At 60.4% G+C, this 15,966-nt stretch carries 14 protein-coding genes; 7 read left to right on the forward strand and 7 right to left on the reverse strand.

Annotation, left to right across the window (positions count from 1 at the left end; translation table 11 throughout):
• The first annotated feature begins 408 nt into the window (after positions 1-408).
• Complete coding sequence (locus RWK44_RS33475; protein ID WP_313903530.1) at positions 409-1,134, forward strand: class I SAM-dependent methyltransferase; 726 nt, start codon at positions 409-411, stop codon at positions 1,132-1,134.
• A 56-nt stretch (positions 1,135-1,190) separates the two neighbouring features.
• Here RWK44_RS33475 and RWK44_RS33480 read toward each other — a convergent pair whose 3' ends face one another.
• Together RWK44_RS33480 and RWK44_RS33485 are read right to left on the reverse strand one after the other, a co-directional pair.
• Complete coding sequence (locus tag RWK44_RS33480) at positions 1,191-1,613, reverse strand: TIGR02594 family protein (RefSeq protein ID WP_012758016.1); 423 nt, start codon at positions 1,611-1,613, stop codon at positions 1,191-1,193.
• Between the two features lie 502 nt (positions 1,614-2,115).
• The gene (locus RWK44_RS33485; protein WP_316030043.1) at positions 2,116-3,288 is read right to left on the reverse strand and encodes an MFS transporter; all 1,173 of its coding nucleotides are present in this window, start codon (positions 3,286-3,288) and stop codon (positions 2,116-2,118) included.
• 321 nt (positions 3,289-3,609) lie between these two features.
• Here RWK44_RS33485 and RWK44_RS33490 point away from each other — a divergent pair, with 321 nt between their 5' ends.
• On the forward strand, positions 3,610-3,795 hold the full coding sequence (locus RWK44_RS33490) for a hypothetical protein (protein WP_316030044.1): 186 nt from the start codon (positions 3,610-3,612) through the stop codon (positions 3,793-3,795).
• Positions 3,796-4,038: 243 nt separating this feature from the next.
• On the forward strand, positions 4,039-5,940 hold the full coding sequence (locus RWK44_RS33500) for a potassium transporter Kup (RefSeq protein ID WP_316030045.1): 1,902 nt from the start codon (positions 4,039-4,041) through the stop codon (positions 5,938-5,940).
• A gap of 90 nt (positions 5,941-6,030) precedes the next feature.
• On the opposite strand, the gene RWK44_RS33505 is transcribed toward RWK44_RS33500, so the two are convergent.
• Entirely contained in the window at positions 6,031-7,614 is a 1,584-nt protein-coding gene (locus tag RWK44_RS33505; RefSeq protein WP_131663659.1) for a Na+/H+ antiporter, read from the reverse strand.
• Between the two features lie 339 nt (positions 7,615-7,953).
• Here RWK44_RS33505 and RWK44_RS33510 point away from each other — a divergent pair, with 339 nt between their 5' ends.
• Positions 7,954-8,730, forward strand: coding sequence for a dioxygenase family protein (locus RWK44_RS33510; RefSeq protein ID WP_316030046.1), 777 nt, complete (start codon positions 7,954-7,956; stop codon positions 8,728-8,730).
• A 99-nt stretch (positions 8,731-8,829) separates the two neighbouring features.
• Here RWK44_RS33510 and RWK44_RS33515 read toward each other — a convergent pair whose 3' ends face one another.
• Together RWK44_RS33515 and RWK44_RS33520 are read right to left on the reverse strand one after the other, a co-directional pair.
• Positions 8,830-9,606, reverse strand: a complete 777-nt coding sequence (locus RWK44_RS33515; RefSeq protein WP_316030047.1) for a molybdopterin-binding protein — start codon at positions 9,604-9,606, stop codon at positions 8,830-8,832.
• Positions 9,603-10,445 carry a cytochrome b/b6 domain-containing protein gene (locus tag RWK44_RS33520; protein WP_316030048.1) on the reverse strand — a complete coding sequence of 281 codons (843 nt, stop codon included), beginning with the start codon at positions 10,443-10,445 and terminating at the stop codon, positions 9,603-9,605. Before RWK44_RS33520 ends, RWK44_RS33515 begins: the two co-directional genes overlap by 4 nt.
• A gap of 400 nt (positions 10,446-10,845) precedes the next feature.
• Between RWK44_RS33520 and RWK44_RS33525 the strand changes: the two genes are divergently transcribed.
• The 3 genes from RWK44_RS33525 to RWK44_RS33535 all read left to right on the forward strand — a co-directional run bounded on the left by RWK44_RS33525 (position 10,846) and on the right by RWK44_RS33535 (position 12,429).
• A complete protein-coding gene (locus tag RWK44_RS33525; RefSeq protein ID WP_020050542.1) occupies positions 10,846-11,394 on the forward strand; it encodes a sigma-70 family RNA polymerase sigma factor in 549 nt (182 codons plus the stop codon).
• Positions 11,391-12,035 carry an NrsF family protein gene (locus tag RWK44_RS33530; protein ID WP_131663663.1) on the forward strand — a complete coding sequence of 215 codons (645 nt, stop codon included), beginning with the start codon at positions 11,391-11,393 and terminating at the stop codon, positions 12,033-12,035. Before RWK44_RS33525 ends, RWK44_RS33530 begins: the two co-directional genes overlap by 4 nt.
• A 112-nt stretch (positions 12,036-12,147) precedes the next feature.
• Positions 12,148-12,429: a nodulation protein gene (locus tag RWK44_RS33535; protein ID WP_131663664.1), complete on the forward strand. Its 282-nt coding sequence runs from the start codon at positions 12,148-12,150 to the stop codon at positions 12,427-12,429.
• 66 nt (positions 12,430-12,495) lie between these two features.
• Here RWK44_RS33535 and RWK44_RS33540 read toward each other — a convergent pair whose 3' ends face one another.
• Both RWK44_RS33540 and RWK44_RS33545 read right to left on the reverse strand, forming a co-directional pair.
• Positions 12,496-13,989 (reverse strand): right-handed parallel beta-helix repeat-containing protein, encoded by a 1,494-nt coding sequence (locus RWK44_RS33540; protein ID WP_316030049.1) that lies wholly within the window; start codon positions 13,987-13,989, stop codon positions 12,496-12,498.
• 481 nt (positions 13,990-14,470) lie between these two features.
• Positions 14,471-15,958, reverse strand: a complete 1,488-nt coding sequence (locus RWK44_RS33545; protein WP_131663666.1) for a right-handed parallel beta-helix repeat-containing protein — start codon at positions 15,956-15,958, stop codon at positions 14,471-14,473.
• Between the last annotated feature and the right edge of the window lie 8 nt (positions 15,959-15,966).

Raw genomic sequence — 15,966 nt, forward strand, 5'->3', positions numbered from 1 at the left:
CGCCCAAGTCCTTGGGTGCGAAAAACTCTTTCGGCTTGCGGTACCGCTTCATTCACGGCGCCGACGCGCCGTGGCTGGATTCCTGTGACGAGCACAGGAATGAGGGAACGTGGGATGGACGTCCTTGCTCCAATCTTCCGCAGGTGCACGTGAACGCCCACCTTCCATCCGGGATCAGGAGAGGAGCTGTCCTCGTCAATCCTCGCGCTTCAAGCCGGCCGCCCAGTTCCTGACCCTTTATTTGTGCCATCAGCGGCAGATGCCGGCGGAACGGCAGGATTCGGGAGAGATGCCAAAAGTGAACGGAAAAGATTCATCAAAGCACCTGCTGTCGGAGGAATCGTCGACTTCAACCAACGCAAACCATCGCCCTGAGCTTCTGGTCGGATAATAATACCTTGAGAAGCATTGACGCGGCTGTACTCCCTTCGGTGCGACGCGCTGAACACACCGGCCTTTCTGAAGGTGCTGCCGCCGGTGGCAGGCCTTGCCGGGCTCGATCTCGGCTGCGGCGAAGGTTCCAACACCCGCGCCGTCGCCCGCCTCGGCGCCCACATGACCGGGCTCGACATCGCTCCGACCTTCATTCGCTATGCCCGCGAGACCGAGGCGCAAACGCCGCTCGGAATCGACTATGTGCTCGGCGACGGCCAGGGCATCGATTTCCCCGAAGCGAGTTTCGATTTCGTCACCGCCTTCATGTCGATGATGGACATGGCCGATCAGCGCCAGGTGCTGAAGGGCATCCACCGCGTCCTGAAATCGGGCGCCTTCCTGCAGTTTTCGATCCTGCATCCCTGCTTCGTGCCGCCGACGCGCCGCAATATCCGCGACGAGGCCGGCGAACCCGTCGCCGTTGAGATCGCCGATTATTTCGACGAGAGCGACGGCCGGGTCGAGCGCTGGATCTTTTCCTCCATCCCCAAGGAAGAACGAGCGACGCTGACGCCGTTCGCCATTCCGCGTTTTCACCGGACGCTGTCGACCTGGGTGTCGATGATCGTCGAAGCGGGGTTGACGATCGAAGCTTTCGGCGAGCCCATGGCGTCAGTCGAGGTGGCGCTCGCCGAGCCAATGGTCGCCGACACCCGCATCGCGCCGATCTTCCTCCACATCAGGGCGCGCAAGGCGTAAGGCCTGTTTTCCCGCCGCCACCGAGGTTTGGAAGGAGGGTGAGTTCTCACCCAACATCATCGTCGCACGGCGACCACCGAGCTGGCGCGATAGCGCGACAGCTGGACCCGGTTGGATTGGTTGCCGCCGAACAGGTAGACGTACTGCCGGCGCTGGTCGATGTGATCGAACAGGCTCACATGAAAGCGCCGGCCGGTGCGGATCACCACGACATCCCCTCGCCTGGCGGAGCGGACACCGACCGGCTTGCCGAACTTTCTCCAGGACGCTGCCATGTTGGGGTTGGGCGGCGGTTGCCGCGAAGATCGCTTGGCGACAAAGGCCAGGAACGCCCCGCACCACGATACCCTGCGCGGATTGATGCTGAGGAAGGAGATGGAGCGTTCGTGCATGCTCTTGTACTTGGACGCCGTGCCGAGCATGTCCGCCTCACAGGGCACGGCAAGCGCCGTGAGGACGATGACGAGAATAACCTTCATAGTTACCCACCATTGTTTGTATAATGTTGAAGATCCGAAATGTGGCGAAGAATAAAACAGGCGGGGCAACGTAGATGCGAATTATGGCGCGAATTAGAAACAACTAATACTGGCATTTTGGTGGCAGAAATTTGTCCGAAGCGAGGCGCGGAGCTCCATAGGCGAGCCTCTCTTTGAGACCGGACGCGGCGATCGAAAACCCCGAAAAGGCCTTTATACAAGCCGGACAGGCTGCAGTTCGCCATCCAAACCAGGTCATTCAGATGAAGATGGACGGCGCCTGCAAGTGCCTGAGGGGTAAGACCATTTGCCAGGAGTGGACCACAGCGCGCAAACGTAGGTCATCACCTGTACGAGCTATATTACTGACGATCATTCGTAATACTTCGACGCGACAGAAAATACATTGCGCTCGCTTCATTCGCCGGCGAAAGCCGGGGGTTACTTATGGCCGGTTGCGGACATGAACGGCTTTGGGATAGCAGACGGACGGTGCGGCGTATCAACCGTGGGGTTGCACCGGTTCGGGCTGGCCCATGGGGGCAGGATCAGCGGCAAGCGCCCTGGTGACCAGGAGTGCGGCACCGATAACCGGGACGACCATCCCGTACGAAAAGCGGATGCCGAAATGTTCGGCAACGAAACCGAGCAGCGGCGGCCCGGCGAAAAACACGAGGAACGTCGTCTGCGCCAGCGCCGCAACATTCACCGGTGCTGGCCGATCCGCGCGTCGGGCCGCCGCCGAGATGGCAAGCGGATAGACCGAAGAACAGCCGATACCCGTCAGGCCAAAGCCTGCGAGCGCGAAAACAGGATGTGTCGCCGCCGCAACCATAACGAGGCCGATGGTCGCGATCCCGAGGAGGGTTATTGCGACCGGGCGTGGATTGAAGCGGTCGATGACAGGGTCCATGCCGAGCCGTCCGATGGCGATGAACAGGGAGAAAATGGTCACGCCGAGCCCGCCGATGAAGGGTTCAACCGCGAATACGTCACGCATATAAATCGCCGACCAATCGACGCTCGCGCCTTCGGCGAGAAGTGGAGCTGCGCCTATCAGGCAAAGGGGCAGCAACCCGATCGTCGGAAAAGCGATGGGCGGACTATCTCCCGGGTGCGCGTCCTGCCGCTGGGGCGCGTTCTCGATCCCGGCGAAAACGATCGACCCCGCAATCAAGACGGCGACGAGGATGATGAAGCTATGCAGTTCGATGGAGACGGCAGCCTGCCGCATGCCGGCGGCAACAAGGGCGGTGATGCAGAAGCCGAGGCTCCACATGCCGTGAGCCCGGCTCATGATGCGGTACCCAAGCAGCGCCTCACGGCGATCAGTTTCGATATTGGCATTGATCTCGAACGCGCCGGTGAAAATGCCCGCAATGAAGAAGAAAGGCACCGCCGCGAGAGCTGAAGGCATCCAGGGGATCAACGCGAAAAACAGCGCCGCACCAAAGACGGTGACGAAAGCCGTGGTGCGCGCACCAAGCCTCTCGATGAACCTCACCGAGAACGTCAACCCGCAGAGAACCCCGGAAGACATGACGGCAAGCAAAAGGCCCAGCTCTCCCTCGGTCAGGCTGAACTTGACCTGAAGGTCGGGCAACCGCGAAACAAACGCGCCTAAGGAAAGGGCCACGGCAAACTGAATGAAGAAAATGCGGTGGTGCGGCTTCATCTCGACACTCTGCTCCGATTGGAGCGGGATCGAAGCAGAGCGATCCCGCAGATAGCCGGAATCTCCGACGAAATGGCGACTGGCTCAAAAAGCTGCGTTCTCAGGATTGTCAACCACCCTTGCTGACAGCCCCTGTCAGCATCATGCAGCCGCGGCCGATTTCACCGGTGCTTGGCAGCAGCTGGTATTTCTGTGACGCGCAGCTGCTCCGTCCACATCCACTCCCCTTTCTCACAAAAAGTCACACTCGCCTCAATTTAGTTGCCGTTTTGCAATCGACATATGTTTGTGCCCATAGGCAAGTCACAGGAGAAGGGAACTATGGCGTCGACGCATATGAACAATACGGGTGCACGTGCCGGCTGGAAGGGCTTTGTCGGACTGGTCGTCAGCCCGGTGATCGGCTTTGCCTTGATGCCGGGCATTGCGCAGGCGGAATCCTTTTCGAAGCTTGAAAAGCAGGGTTATGCCGTCGGCAGACTCACGAAAGGCCGCCCCCCGAATTGAACAGACCACGCTAAACCGGCTGAAGCAGGACGTGTCGCTTCTTGCCGACCGACAGCCGGATCACCCGTCCTGGACGTCGGAGTCGCCAAGCCGCATTGCCTCGTCGCTCACGCTGCCGCCGGTCACCCCCGCACACCACTGCTTCCACCCCCCACAAAAAATTTAGCACCCGCATCAATTTGCTTGCCGTTCTGCAATGCGGCATATGTTTGTGCTCATGGCAAATGGCATGAGCGGGGAACCATGACGGCGACGCATTTGGATAAGACGGGGGATGCCGCCGGCCGGAAGGGCTTTGTCGGATTGGTCATCGGCGCGGTCGGCGTCGTCTATGGCGATATCGGCACCAGCCCACTCTATGCCCTTCGCGAGGCGCTGAGGCCCTTTGCCGCCGATGGCGTACACGAAGCCGAGGTCATTGGTCTCATTTCGCTGATGGTCTGGACGCTGACGATCATCGTGACCTTCAAATATGTGCTCTTCCTTCTCAGGGCGGACAATGACGGCGAAGGCGGCACGCTTTCGCTTCTCGCCCTTTTGATGAAGAAGATGGGGCGAAACGTGCCGGTGCTCTTCTTCGCCGGCCTGATCGGAGCGGCTCTCTTCATCGGCGATGCGATGATCACGCCTGCTTTGTCGGTCATGTCGGCGCTAGAAGGCCTGAAACTGGTCACGCCGGCCTTTGCCGAATACGTCCCGCTCGCTTCAGCTGCGATCATGATCGTTCTCTTTGCTGTCCAGTCGAAGGGAACCGCTGCCGTCTCGATCTTTTTCGGGCCAATAACGGTGTTGTGGTTTCTGGCTATGGCGGCAGGCGGCCTGATCCATATCGGCGACGATTGGAGGATTCTGGAGGCGCTCAATCCAATCAATGCATTCCTGTTTCTCACCCATGCCGGCAGCGTCGGCCTTATCGTGCTCGGCGCCGTCTTTCTGACGGTCACGGGCGCCGAAGCGCTCTATGCCGATCTCGGGCATTTTGGGCGCCGGCCGATCCAGATGGCATGGTTCGTACTGGTTTTTCCCGCACTACTTCTGAACTATCTCGGCCAAGGCGCACTCGTTCTCGCCCATCCGGAAGCCGCCACCAATCCGTTCTTTCTGATGTATCCCGACTGGGCCTTGCTGCCGGTGGTTATCCTGGCGACAATGGCAACGATCATTGCCAGCCAGGCGGTGATCACAGGCGCATTTTCGCTGGCCCGCTCGGCGGTTCACCTCGGCTTCCTGCCGAGGCTCAGGATCAAGTTCACGTCGGAGACCAACACCGGCCAGATCTACGTGCCAAGCGTCAATCTTCTCCTGTTGGTCGGCGTCTTGATGCTGATCTTTTCCTTCGGCGACTCCGAGTCGCTGGCGACGGCCTATGGCATCTCGGTTACCGGAACCATGGTGATCTCGACCATGCTGGTCTTCCAGTTCCTCCGGGCCGTCTGGGGCTACTCCCTCGTGCTCGCCGCCGTCCTGCTGCTGCCGCTCTTCATCATCGAAGTCTTGTTCCTGGCGGCGAACCTCTTGAAGATCCACGATGGCGGCTGGGTTCCGGTCGCCCTTGCGCTGGCGATCATGGTCATGATGTGGACATGGACCCGAGGCCAGGCCTATCTGAAGAGATTGCGGGCCAACAACGAGATCCCGCTCGATTCCTTCATCAGGTCGATCGAGCGAAAGTCGGAGCATTCGCCCGTCACCGTTCCGGGAACGGCCGTCTTCCTGACCAGCGTCCCGGATCGCACGCCGAACGTCCTGCTCCACAATCTCAAGCACAATCACGTGCTCCACGAACAGAACGTTATCCTGACCGTCTGGACCGAGGACGAACCTTATGTCCCCGACAGCCGTCGCATCAAGGTCAGCCAGCTCTCGCCGCGTTTCGTGCGCCTCGACATCACCTTCGGCTTCATGGACGACCCCGATGTCACCAGGGCATTGGCTCTCTGCCGGGAAAGCGGCTTCAAGTTCGAGATCATGAGAACCTCCTTCTATCTCGGCCGCCGGAACCTCGTCAGGACACCAAACACCGGCTTGCCCGCCTGGCAGGAGCGCATATTCATGGGGCTGGAGGGCTTGGCGATCGATCCCTCCGATTACTTTAACCTGCCGTCCAACCGCGTCGTCGAACTCGGCGAGCAGATCGCCATTTAGGAGCACGGCTTCCAAGCCGCTCGCTGCTTGCATCAGCCTCGATATCGCAATGCATTGACGATGATATCGAAGGGCGTAAGGCGCTGAACCTTACGCTTTGGCAGAGATCGCGCTCAACTCCTCGAGATCAAGATCGCGTTCAAGCTCGTCCAACGTTTCGTCGTCGATGTCGCCGGCGCGATGGAGGCGAATGAGCTCCCGGCGTCCCGTAGCAACCGCTTCGAGAACGACGTCGAAGTGGGCATGGAGCACCGGTTTGTAATGCTCCGTTCTCTCGGCATAGTCGACGATTACTGTCGCCCTGCGCTGGTATCGGTCCAGCAGTTGCGGGTGGATGAGTTTTCCTTCCGCGTCGTATGCCAGGCTTTGGACGGTGCCGAGCTGCGCCTGCACCATGGCGACTTCGGCCTGGCTCATGGTGAGGCGCGCTCTTTCCGTCTCCGTCTCCACCAGCCGCGCCCAGGCAATTACCCGCCCCAACGTCGTGCCCTGCACGAGCACGGTTCCGAGAATGACGGCGAAGGACGTGGCGAGGATGAAGTCACGGCCCGGGAACCCCTCCGGCAGGCTGAGCGCCAAAGCGAGCGTGATCACGCCGCGTACGCCTGCCCAGCTGAGAACCGTCGCGCCGCCGGCGCCGAGCGGCTGAGCTCGCGTCACCCCCAGGACTGCACAGAATCTGATGACGAGATCGGAGGCGAAAACCCAGGCAAAGCGCGCGACCACGAGTGTGACGAGGATCGCCAGCATCGGCAGCCCCATCGTCGCGATCACAGTGGTCAGGCCGCCGCCGCGTTCGACGACATCCCGCAGCGACAGGCCGATCAAGGTGAAAACCGAAGCTTCCATCAGGAAGATCATCACGGTCCAGAACGACGTGCCGCGCATGCGCGTTGCGGCCGAAAATACGGTGTGCTGGTGCCAGGACGCGATCAAGCCGGTGGTGACGGTGGCGATGACGCCGGAAACATGCAGCAGCTCTCCGAGCAGATAGGAAATCCAGCCGAGCAGCACCGTGGCTGCGATGATCAGATATTCGTCACCGAGACGCCGAACGAGTTTGACCCATGCCGTTCCCACAACGACGCCGACGACGGCGCCGCCGAGCGCCAGCACGAAGAAGCTGCCGATCGCCTCCCCCGCGCTGAAGGCTCCGGTTGCGGCAGCGGCAACGGCAAAACGGAAAAGAACGAGGCCACTTGCATCGTTGAGCAGGCTCTCGCCTTCCAAAAGAATCTGCAGCCGCCGCGGCAGTTTTACGCGCTCCAGCACGGCGCGCGCCGAAACTGCGTCCGGCGGGGCAACGATCGCGCCAAGGGCTGCGCAGGCGGCCCAGGGAAGCGATGGAAAGATAAGATGGGCCACGACGGCGACGACCGCGCAAGTGAACAATACCGCGCCGACAGCCAGCGAGGCGATGCCGATCATATGGCGCCGCAACCGCGCCAGCGCAATGGCCCAGGCGCCGTCCATCAGGAGCGGCGGCAGGAAGATGACCAGCACCAGCTCCGGATCGACCGATATCGCCGGCAACCCCGGCACGAACGCCAGCAAGGCGCCACCCGTCAGTAGCGCGACGGACGGCGGCAGTCCGAGCCTGTGGGCCGCATAGTGCAGCGCGATGATCGCAAGAAACATCGCGATGACGAGCTCGAATAAGTGGGTTGGTTCCATACGCCTCTGCCCTGGCTCGAAAACGAATTTTGGATGCCTACTGCATAGTTCAAAGCGCAATCGATTCAAGGATAAAATTATCCGGTAATTCAATGCTTTACAGCATCTTTTAAGCGACCGGAGCCCAATGGGTGCTTCGGAGCAACCGTCCATTTGCTAACATCGGCAGAATACGCTTTCTCGTCAATCCGGCTGCAAACAGGAGTGGCCCCTTCGGGACCCACCTGGCGTCTCGGCGGCATTGCAGATGATCTCGTTGCCGTCGATCATTGCCTGGATTTAATTGGAATTTCCCGCACATCCTCCTTAAATCCTGCGTCTTGAGGCAGAGGAAGACAGATGAAGAAGCGAACCCTTGTGCTTGGCGGTGCGGCCATTGTCGCATCATCCGTGGCTGCGATGGGGATCTGGCCGTGGCGGCATGTCACTGTTGCCGCCAGGACATTCGACTGGAAGGGAACGGATTTCGTAAGCGGCGGCACAAAATCGGTTACCTTGGAAAAGCTGCCAGAGCCGCTCTTCCGTACCAGTCCGAATTGCGTCGTGACCGTCGCCCAGACCCTTGGCCCCTGCCATGTCAACAATGTCCCGGCTCGTCAGGACGTTTCGGAAGGAAAGGCCGGGCTGCCTTTGCGGTTGGCCGTTCGGATCGTCCACGCGGCCGATTGCCGGCCGGTCGAAAATGCCGATATCGAAATCTGGCATACCGATCACCGCGGCATCTATTCCGGCCGCGAGGCTGCGGAGATGTGCACCTTCGGCGATGCCGAGGCGATCAGCGGGCTCGCCTTTCGCGGCCGCCAGCTGACGGATGCCACGGGGCAGGCAAGCTTTTTGACGGCCTATCCCGGATGGTACAAGGGCCGCACGCCGCACGTTCACTGCCGCATCCTCGCCGAGGGCAAGGAGCTTCTCGTCAGCCAGATCTATTTCGACGATGTGCTGAGCGATATCATCTATGGTGAGCATCCCGACTATCTCGGGCGCCCTGCCCGCGATACGCGCAACGACGAGGACGGCCTCTTCCCGGAGGATGCGGCCGACCACATGTTCGATTTCGAAAAGCTCGACGGCGGCGTGCTATCCGCCACCATCACGATCGGTCTCTCTTCCTGAGGGGAGCTGCGGGATTTCCGTACCCTTGACCACGACGACCTCTCCGGCCGTGGAACCCGACACGAGGAAAACGTCAAGGTCGGCATGTCGGTCGGGGGCCTATATGCCTGCATACCATTCATAACCGCGATCCTCCCAGAAGCCGCCATTGCCGCCGTAGAGCTGGCCGAGATCGGCGACGGCTTCGATGCCGGTCAGGTATTTTGCCTGCTTGTAGCCGAGTTGGCGCTCGACTCGGAGCCGGAGTGGCGCGCCATGGGCCACTTCGAGATCGCGGCCGTTCATGCTGTGGGCAAGGATCGTCTGGGGGTGAAACGCATCGACGAGATCGATGCTTTCGTAATACCAGCCGCTGCCGTCGAGCGTCTTTTCATATTCGTCGGCGCAGTGGAAGACGATGTAGCGGGCTTCGGGTTTCAGACCGGCCGTCTGAAGCAACGCACCAAGCGGCACGCCGGTCCATTTGCCGATCGCGCTCCAGCCCTCGACGCAGTCATGCCTTGTGACCTGCGTGCGGGCCGGCAGGGATTTCAGCTCCGCCAGCGACAATTGCATCGGCTTGTCGACCAGCCCGCCGACCTCGAGCTTCCAGCCCGAAAACCGCTGGTTCATCCAGTCGATATAGCGGGCATTGTCGGGCATGCTCGTGCCGTTGGCGCGGAAGGTCGGCGAGATATCGGCTTCTGTGAACTCGCGGGCGAGTGCGTCGTCGCCGAGCAGGAAGCGCTGCGTCTTCATGCTGAAGCCTTCGGCGATCTTCAACACCGATTTCGTCCGATCGTTTTCGACGAGGGCATCGCAGCCGGCAAGCCCCAGCGCCGATGCCGTCATGGTCGCGCCGATCAGGAAGCGACGTCTGGTGATGATGCGGCTCATGACTTTCCTCCCTGCCCGATGTCATAGTAACCGGTGACCATCGAGCGCAGATTGTTGAACACGCCCGAGACCAGCACCATCGCCACATGCACGGCGACGAAGGCGACGAGCGAGAAGGCGGTCAGGAAATGCAGTGTGCGGGCCGATTGTCGGCCGCCGAACAGATCGAGCAGCCAAGGGGCGACCGCATTGAAGCCCGGCGACATGGTAAGCCCCGTCCCGATCATCAGCGGCAGCAGCACGAAGATCACGGCGACATAGGCGAGTTTCTGCAGCGTATTATAGTGGCGGGCCTCGGCCCCCTTGGGAAAGCGCAGCCGGGCGTGATTGACGATCTCGTGACCGAGATGCGAAGGCTTCAGCTCTTCGGCCGCCGGCAGCAGATCGCGGCGGAAATGCCGGCTGACGAAACCATAGGCGAGATAGATGAAGCCGTTGATGACGAACAGCCAAGCAAAGAAGAAATGCCAGCGCCGGCCCGATGCCAGATCCTGGTAGCTCGGCAAGGTCAGCCAGTTCGGAAAACCGCGCACCGCGGCCTCGCCGTCGACATTCGAAACCCCGAGAACGCCCGTCGTGTCGAAGCTCAATCCGCCGATGCGCGTCACGCCCTTCAGCACATCGCCTTCCTGTTCCGCCTCCATGGAAATGAAGGACGGATCGTCGTCGGCGCCGTACTGGCCCCAATAGAGCGCCGGATGGGCGTTGAATATCTGCAGGCCGCTGTACAGCAGCACCGTCATGCACAGCACGTTTACCCAGTGCGACAGGCGCACCAGCAGGCCATGGCGGTAGAAGAGCGTGCGTCCGCTCGCCAGGCCGGCATCGGTCGTGGCCATTGTAGTTCCTCCGGATCGGCGTCAAAGGTCTTCACGAGAAGGACGCGGCCGCTGGCGATAAAGTTTCAGCGGCCGCGCCAAGTTTACTTCATCGCGTCGCAGGCCTTCATCATCGTGTCCTTCTTCATTGCGTCCTTCTCCATGCCGGCATTGTGCATGCAGTCGGCCTTGGTGCTGCCCGGTCGCCATTGCGTCCTTCGGCACCCGCCGACGGCTCACAGTCCTGAATTCGATCCCCTTGCGAAGGCGGTTACAGCCTCACGCTTATGTGATAGCGCTAGAGTGCCGCGCGTCTTTTGGAGACGTGCAAAGGACGCTGTACACTTTGAATTGCCGCCGGAAGATTTTTGAACCCGCCTGTAACCAAAGCGTCATCCACCCGAATGATATTGCAGACGACATGACGAGCACCCATTCGGAACAAGCACTGAAGATGCTGATGCTTCTTTCCCTCGACGGGGACGAGGCAGCCTACCGGCGTCTGCTCGTGACGTTGCGAACCCTGCTCGTCGGTTATTACGGCGGGCGGATCGGCACTACCGCGAAATCCGACACGGAAGATCTCGTGCAGGAGACGTTGCTGGCGCTGCATTCGCGCCGGGCGACCTATGACAGGGAGCGGCCGTTCACCGCGTGGTTCTTCTCGATTGCCCGCTACAAGCTGATCGACCACCACCGAAAGCATGGCGGTCGCTACAAGGCGGAAATAGAACTGGACGAGGAGATCGAAGACGACTTCAGGGAGGATGCGATTGCAGCGCGCATGGATGTCGAACGGCTGTTGAACGGACTGCCGCAGCACCAGCAGGAGCTGATCCGTCAGGTCAAGCTCGAGGGGCAGTCGGTGGCCGACACGGCAAGCCGCACCGGACAGTCGGAATCGGCGGTCAAGGTCGGCGTTCACAGGGGCATCAAGGCGCTGGCGGCAAGATTGCGAGGTGGGATGTGAGAGAGACTGAGGACGTGATCGACAGCCTTGTCCGGGATCTGAAGCCGGTGCCGAGATATGCGCTCGAACGCCGCTTCGCGTTCGCCATCCTGCCGGCCTTAGCAGTCTCGCTGCTGCTGATGCTTATCATCCTCGGCTTTCGCACCGATATGGCGCAGGCGCTGATGCTGCCGGTCTTCTGGATCAAGTCCGCCTACAATGCCTTGCTTGCAATCGCCGCCTTCGCAGCCGTTTACCGCCTGTCCCGGCCGGATGGCTCGGAGGGCCGCTTTTTCGGGATTACCGCGGCCATCATACTCGCCCTCGCCGTCATGGCGGTCATCCAGCTCGCTTTGTCGCCGGCCGCCAGCTATCCCGTGCTGGTGCTCGGCTCCTCCGCCCTGCATTGCCCGCTGCTGATCTTTGCCTTTGCCACGCCGATCCTGATCGCAAATACCTGGGTTCTCCGTGGCGGTGCCCCGAGCAACCTCGGCATCACTGGCTTCATCGCCGGCATTGCCGCCGGCGCATCCGGCGCCTGGGTCTATTCCTGGTTCTGCACGGAAAACGGCCTGCCCTTCGTCACCCTCTGGTATTCGCTCGGCATCCTCTTGACCGGCGCAATCGGCGCGCTGCTCGGCCCCCGCCTCCTGCGCTGGTAAGCCACTAATCCTTCATCCGGCATGAAACCAGATGCAGCATTCCTGCGTACTACTCGGGGGATGAGTATTGCGTACCCCTGGATCGGGAAACACAGGCAGCGGGGATGACGGCATGGCCAGGAAAGAAGGCGTAGCCCACCTCACCCGGCAAGCCGCAGAACAGGGGCTGGCCAGGCTGATGATGAGGCTGCCTGCGACGCGGGCAACGATCAGAGCAGTTGCGGCGAGCCAGCCCCATTTTTATGAATTATGCGGCGCCTACGGCGAAGCCTGCGCCGTCCTCGATCGCATGCGCCGGGATAGATCGGCCGATCCCGCAATCATCACCGAATACGAGATCATCTGCGCGGAAATCGAAGTCGACGTCATCAGGATCCTGCTCGGCGATCAATGAGACTTCGCAAGTGCTGGGCGGACTGCCGCCGCGATGATGCAACGCCATTTGCTGCCGGCATCCCTATCAACCCGGCAGGTCATCCACATGGATGGAGACGCTCAACGTATCCGTGTCGAAATGCAGCGAAGTCCCGTCGGAGATCTTGTAGTGGAAGGTGTCGCTCACGTCTCCGCTGAGTCCGGCGAGCTTTGCCGCGTCGGCCGTATAGGTGTAATCGCCGTCACTGTCGACATGGATGGTGCCGTATTGGCCGGTCAGCGTCACGCCGTCCTTGTCGACGAATTCGCCCTCGAAGCGGCGAAGCAGCAGGGTTCCATTGGCCGAGCTGTCGTTTTCGAGGAGATTGCCATAATGGCCGCCATCCAGATCGGAGGCGATTTCCAGGCTGTCATGGGTTGCGACAATGGCAGGCGCCGTGTCCGTGTGCGTCGTATCGCCGACCGCGAGACTATCGCTGCTCGCAAGCATCGTCGCCTGGGCCTCGTCGAGCGTCGTGTTGTTGCTGACGGGAAAGGTGTTCGCGGCGATGATAGTGGGGGAGATGCTGTAGGGCCTGACATCGCTGGCGATGACATTGTCGTGGAAGGAGCCGGATGCCGGCCTGTCGACTTTCAACGCTGCCTGCGACAGATCGTCAAAGACGTTGTTGTGGATCTCGATACCCTCGCGAATGTAACTGGTCGTGCCGGAGGCGCTCACCACCACGCCCCATACACCATCGTGGATGTAATTGCCTGAAATGTCGTAGTCCCGCGTATTTCCCTGGTCGCCGAGACCGATGGCATAGGACCAGCTGTAGCCGCCATAACCTGAAATATCGTTGTCGTGGATAGCGACGTTGGTGCCGGCTTGTGCGCCGATCCCAAAGCCACCGCCGATAATCGCGTTGTCCTCGACCAAGGCATTTACGGGCCGAACGAGCGCGATGACACCCTTCGGCGTAGCTGCCCCCGTCTGGTCGAGATAATTGCCGCTGATCACGATATTGCTGCTGTCGTTCATCTGGACGGCATCTGCCGCGGTGCCGTGGGCATTGGTGACAGTGTTGTTGAGAAAATTGACACCGTTGACTTTTTCGATCCAGACGCCGTCGCCGTTCACGTCGTTGATCGTGCTGTTTTCGATGGTGATGTTCGAGCCGGTCCTGAAGGTGATCGAACCTGACTTGCCCGCCAGTCCGGTGTGATCGACCTCGACGTTGCGGACCGTCCAGTTCGAAACATATCCGCCATAGATGGCTGCCCCGCCGGTGTCCGAGATCTTGATGTTCTCGATGACGATGTTCGATGCATAGAGGCTGTGGATGCCGTCGTTGGGACTATGGATGACCGGCGCATCGCCGACACCATAACTGCCGATCGTAATCGGAGCCGCGACGCTGCCGGAATATTTAAGGTCGAGCTGGTCGTTGAATACGCTTCCGGCGGCGAGCAGCACGCTGTCACCCGGCTGCAGCTTCAAGTTTTCCACCGCCCAGAACGATGCAAACGGCGTGTCCTCGCTCGTTCCATTGTTGCTGTTGGAGCCTATCGCTGGATTCACATAATAGATTGCCATATCGCCTTGTTCTCGAATTGCTCGCGCAGCCGTCTGAATCGGCTGCGACGCGTGGATCGGATGCGGTCGGGGCTAAAGGCCATGTCAAAAGGCCTTCGATATTGCCCTCACGACGGTTGGCAGACCCTGTGGGCCTGCCTTGGTCCCAAGAACGCCTGGCGGAGGCGTACCCTGGAAATGACAACTTATACGAAAATAAGCTACTAAATAACGACCGAAAGGTGAATGAATGATAACCGTATACCTCGCGACGTATGGTCGCAGAGATGAGATGTCCTGTTTCAGGTCAGTCGCAAGCAAGAAAGGTTGAGGCCGTATTGCAACCCCGTACCCTCACCCGGCGGCAGCCGGATGAGGGACACTGCGGAGCCATTTGATGGCGAGAACAACGCTTCCCCGGGGGAGCCACGCCTCCCTGGGCGAGCCACGCCTCGCCGGAAGGAACGCCTCCCGGCATAGCGCCGCTCCCGGCACTCTCACCTCAGCTCAGCAAGCCATCCAGGTGGATGAAGACGGTCAGCGTATCCGCGTCGCTATGATGCGAGCTTCCATCATTGATCCCGTAGCTGAACGACTCGCTCACATGTCCGCTATGGTCAGGGAGCTTCGTTTCATCGAGCGTGTAGGCATAGTTGCCTTCCCGGTCCACATGGATCTCGCCATATTCCCCGGTCAGCGTCAGGCCGTGCTTGCCGACGGTTTCGTCGCCGAAGCGGCGCAGCACCAGGGTGTCATTGTCCGAGCTGTCGTTTTCGATCAGATTGCCGCGATGGGCGTCGCCCGTATCGGTGAAGATTTTCAAATTATCATGGACGGCGACAACTGCCGGATCCGCGGAGGCCTCCGTGACTGCCGCGGTCTTCGTAACCGGGCTTGCCAGCGCCGTCTCGACATTGGCGACCGTATGGTTGCCTTTGACCGTAAAGGTATGCGCGTCGGCAATGGCCGGCGATATGCTGGTGGCCTTGGTGCCGGTCTCGATCGTATTGTTGTAGAAGGAGCCGGATGCCGGCCTGTCGACCTTCAGCGCCGCCTGCGAGAGGTCGTCGAAGACGTTGTCGTGGACCTTGATATTCGTGCGGGTATAGCTGGCGCCGCTGGGGCCACTGATGGCAACGCCCCATGCGCCGTCATGAATATGGTTGCCTGAAATATCATAGTCCCGCGCATTGCCCTGGTCGCCGAGACCGACGGCGAAGGACCAGCTGTAACCGTGATATCCGGATATGTCGTTGTCGCGGATGGCGACGTTCTTGCCAGCGGGCGCGCTGATGCCGAAGCCGCCGCCGGTGAGCACATTGTCCTCGACCACGGCATTCGTTGCCCGCACCAGTGCTATCACCCCCTTCGGAGTGCTGGCGTCGGTCTGGTCGAGATGATTGCCCTTGATCAGAATATTGCTGCTGTCATTCACTTGCACGGCATCGGCCGTCGAGCCGTTCGCGCTGGTGACGGTGTTGTTGAGGAGCTTGACGCCGTCGACCTTCTCGATCCAGAAGCCGTCGCCTCTAACGCCCGATATCTTGCTATCTTCGACCGTGACGTTCTTGCTGCTCCGGAAGGTGACGGCGCCTGCGTTTTCCGACAATCCGGTCTTGGCGATCTCGACGTCGCGGACCGTCCAGTTCGTGACACTGCCGCCATAGATGCCTGAACCGCCAATATTCGATATCTTCAGATTCTCGATGACGATGTTGGAGGCATAGAGACTGTGGATGCCGTCGCCGCTGCTGTGGATGACGGGTGCCGCACCCGTCCCGTAACTGCCGATCTTGATCGGCGCACTCTCGCTGCCAGAATATTTGATATCGAACTGCTCGTTGAACACGCTACCCTTGGCAAGAAGCACGCTGTCGCCGGGTTTCAGTTTCAAGGATTCCACTTTGGACAAAGTCGCAAAAGCCGAGTTCTGGCCCGTTCCTCCGTTGCGGTCGGAGCCAGTCGCTGAGTTCACATAGTAGACTGTCATATCGCCAT

Origin of the sequence: Rhizobium sp. 25PS6, assembly GCF_032464655.1 — a bacterium.
GTDB classification, from domain to species: Bacteria; Pseudomonadota; Alphaproteobacteria; order Rhizobiales; family Rhizobiaceae; genus Rhizobium; species Rhizobium laguerreae.

Coding starts and splice junctions, on each gene's coding strand:
- RWK44_RS33500 (WP_316030045.1), top strand. CDS start 4,039: ATGACGGCGACGCATTTGGATAAGACGGGGGATGCCGCCGGCCGGAAG.
- RWK44_RS33535 (WP_131663664.1), top strand. CDS start 12,148: ATGGCCAGGAAAGAAGGCGTAGCCCACCTCACCCGGCAAGCCGCAGAA.
- RWK44_RS33515 (WP_316030047.1), bottom strand. CDS start 9,606: ATGAGCCGCATCATCACCAGACGTCGCTTCCTGATCGGCGCGACCATG.
- RWK44_RS33545 (WP_131663666.1), bottom strand. CDS start 15,958: ATGACAGTCTACTATGTGAACTCAGCGACTGGCTCCGACCGCAACGGA.
- RWK44_RS33490 (WP_316030044.1), top strand. CDS start 3,610: ATGGCGTCGACGCATATGAACAATACGGGTGCACGTGCCGGCTGGAAG.
- RWK44_RS33540 (WP_316030049.1), bottom strand. CDS start 13,989: ATGGCAATCTATTATGTGAATCCAGCGATAGGCTCCAACAGCAACAAT.
- RWK44_RS33480 (WP_012758016.1), bottom strand. CDS start 1,613: ATGAAGGTTATTCTCGTCATCGTCCTCACGGCGCTTGCCGTGCCCTGT.
- RWK44_RS33510 (WP_316030046.1), top strand. CDS start 7,954: ATGAAGAAGCGAACCCTTGTGCTTGGCGGTGCGGCCATTGTCGCATCA.
- RWK44_RS33505 (WP_131663659.1), bottom strand. CDS start 7,614: ATGGAACCAACCCACTTATTCGAGCTCGTCATCGCGATGTTTCTTGCG.
- RWK44_RS33525 (WP_020050542.1), top strand. CDS start 10,846: ATGACGAGCACCCATTCGGAACAAGCACTGAAGATGCTGATGCTTCTT.
- RWK44_RS33520 (WP_316030048.1), bottom strand. CDS start 10,445: ATGGCCACGACCGATGCCGGCCTGGCGAGCGGACGCACGCTCTTCTAC.
- RWK44_RS33485 (WP_316030043.1), bottom strand. CDS start 3,288: ATGAAGCCGCACCACCGCATTTTCTTCATTCAGTTTGCCGTGGCCCTT.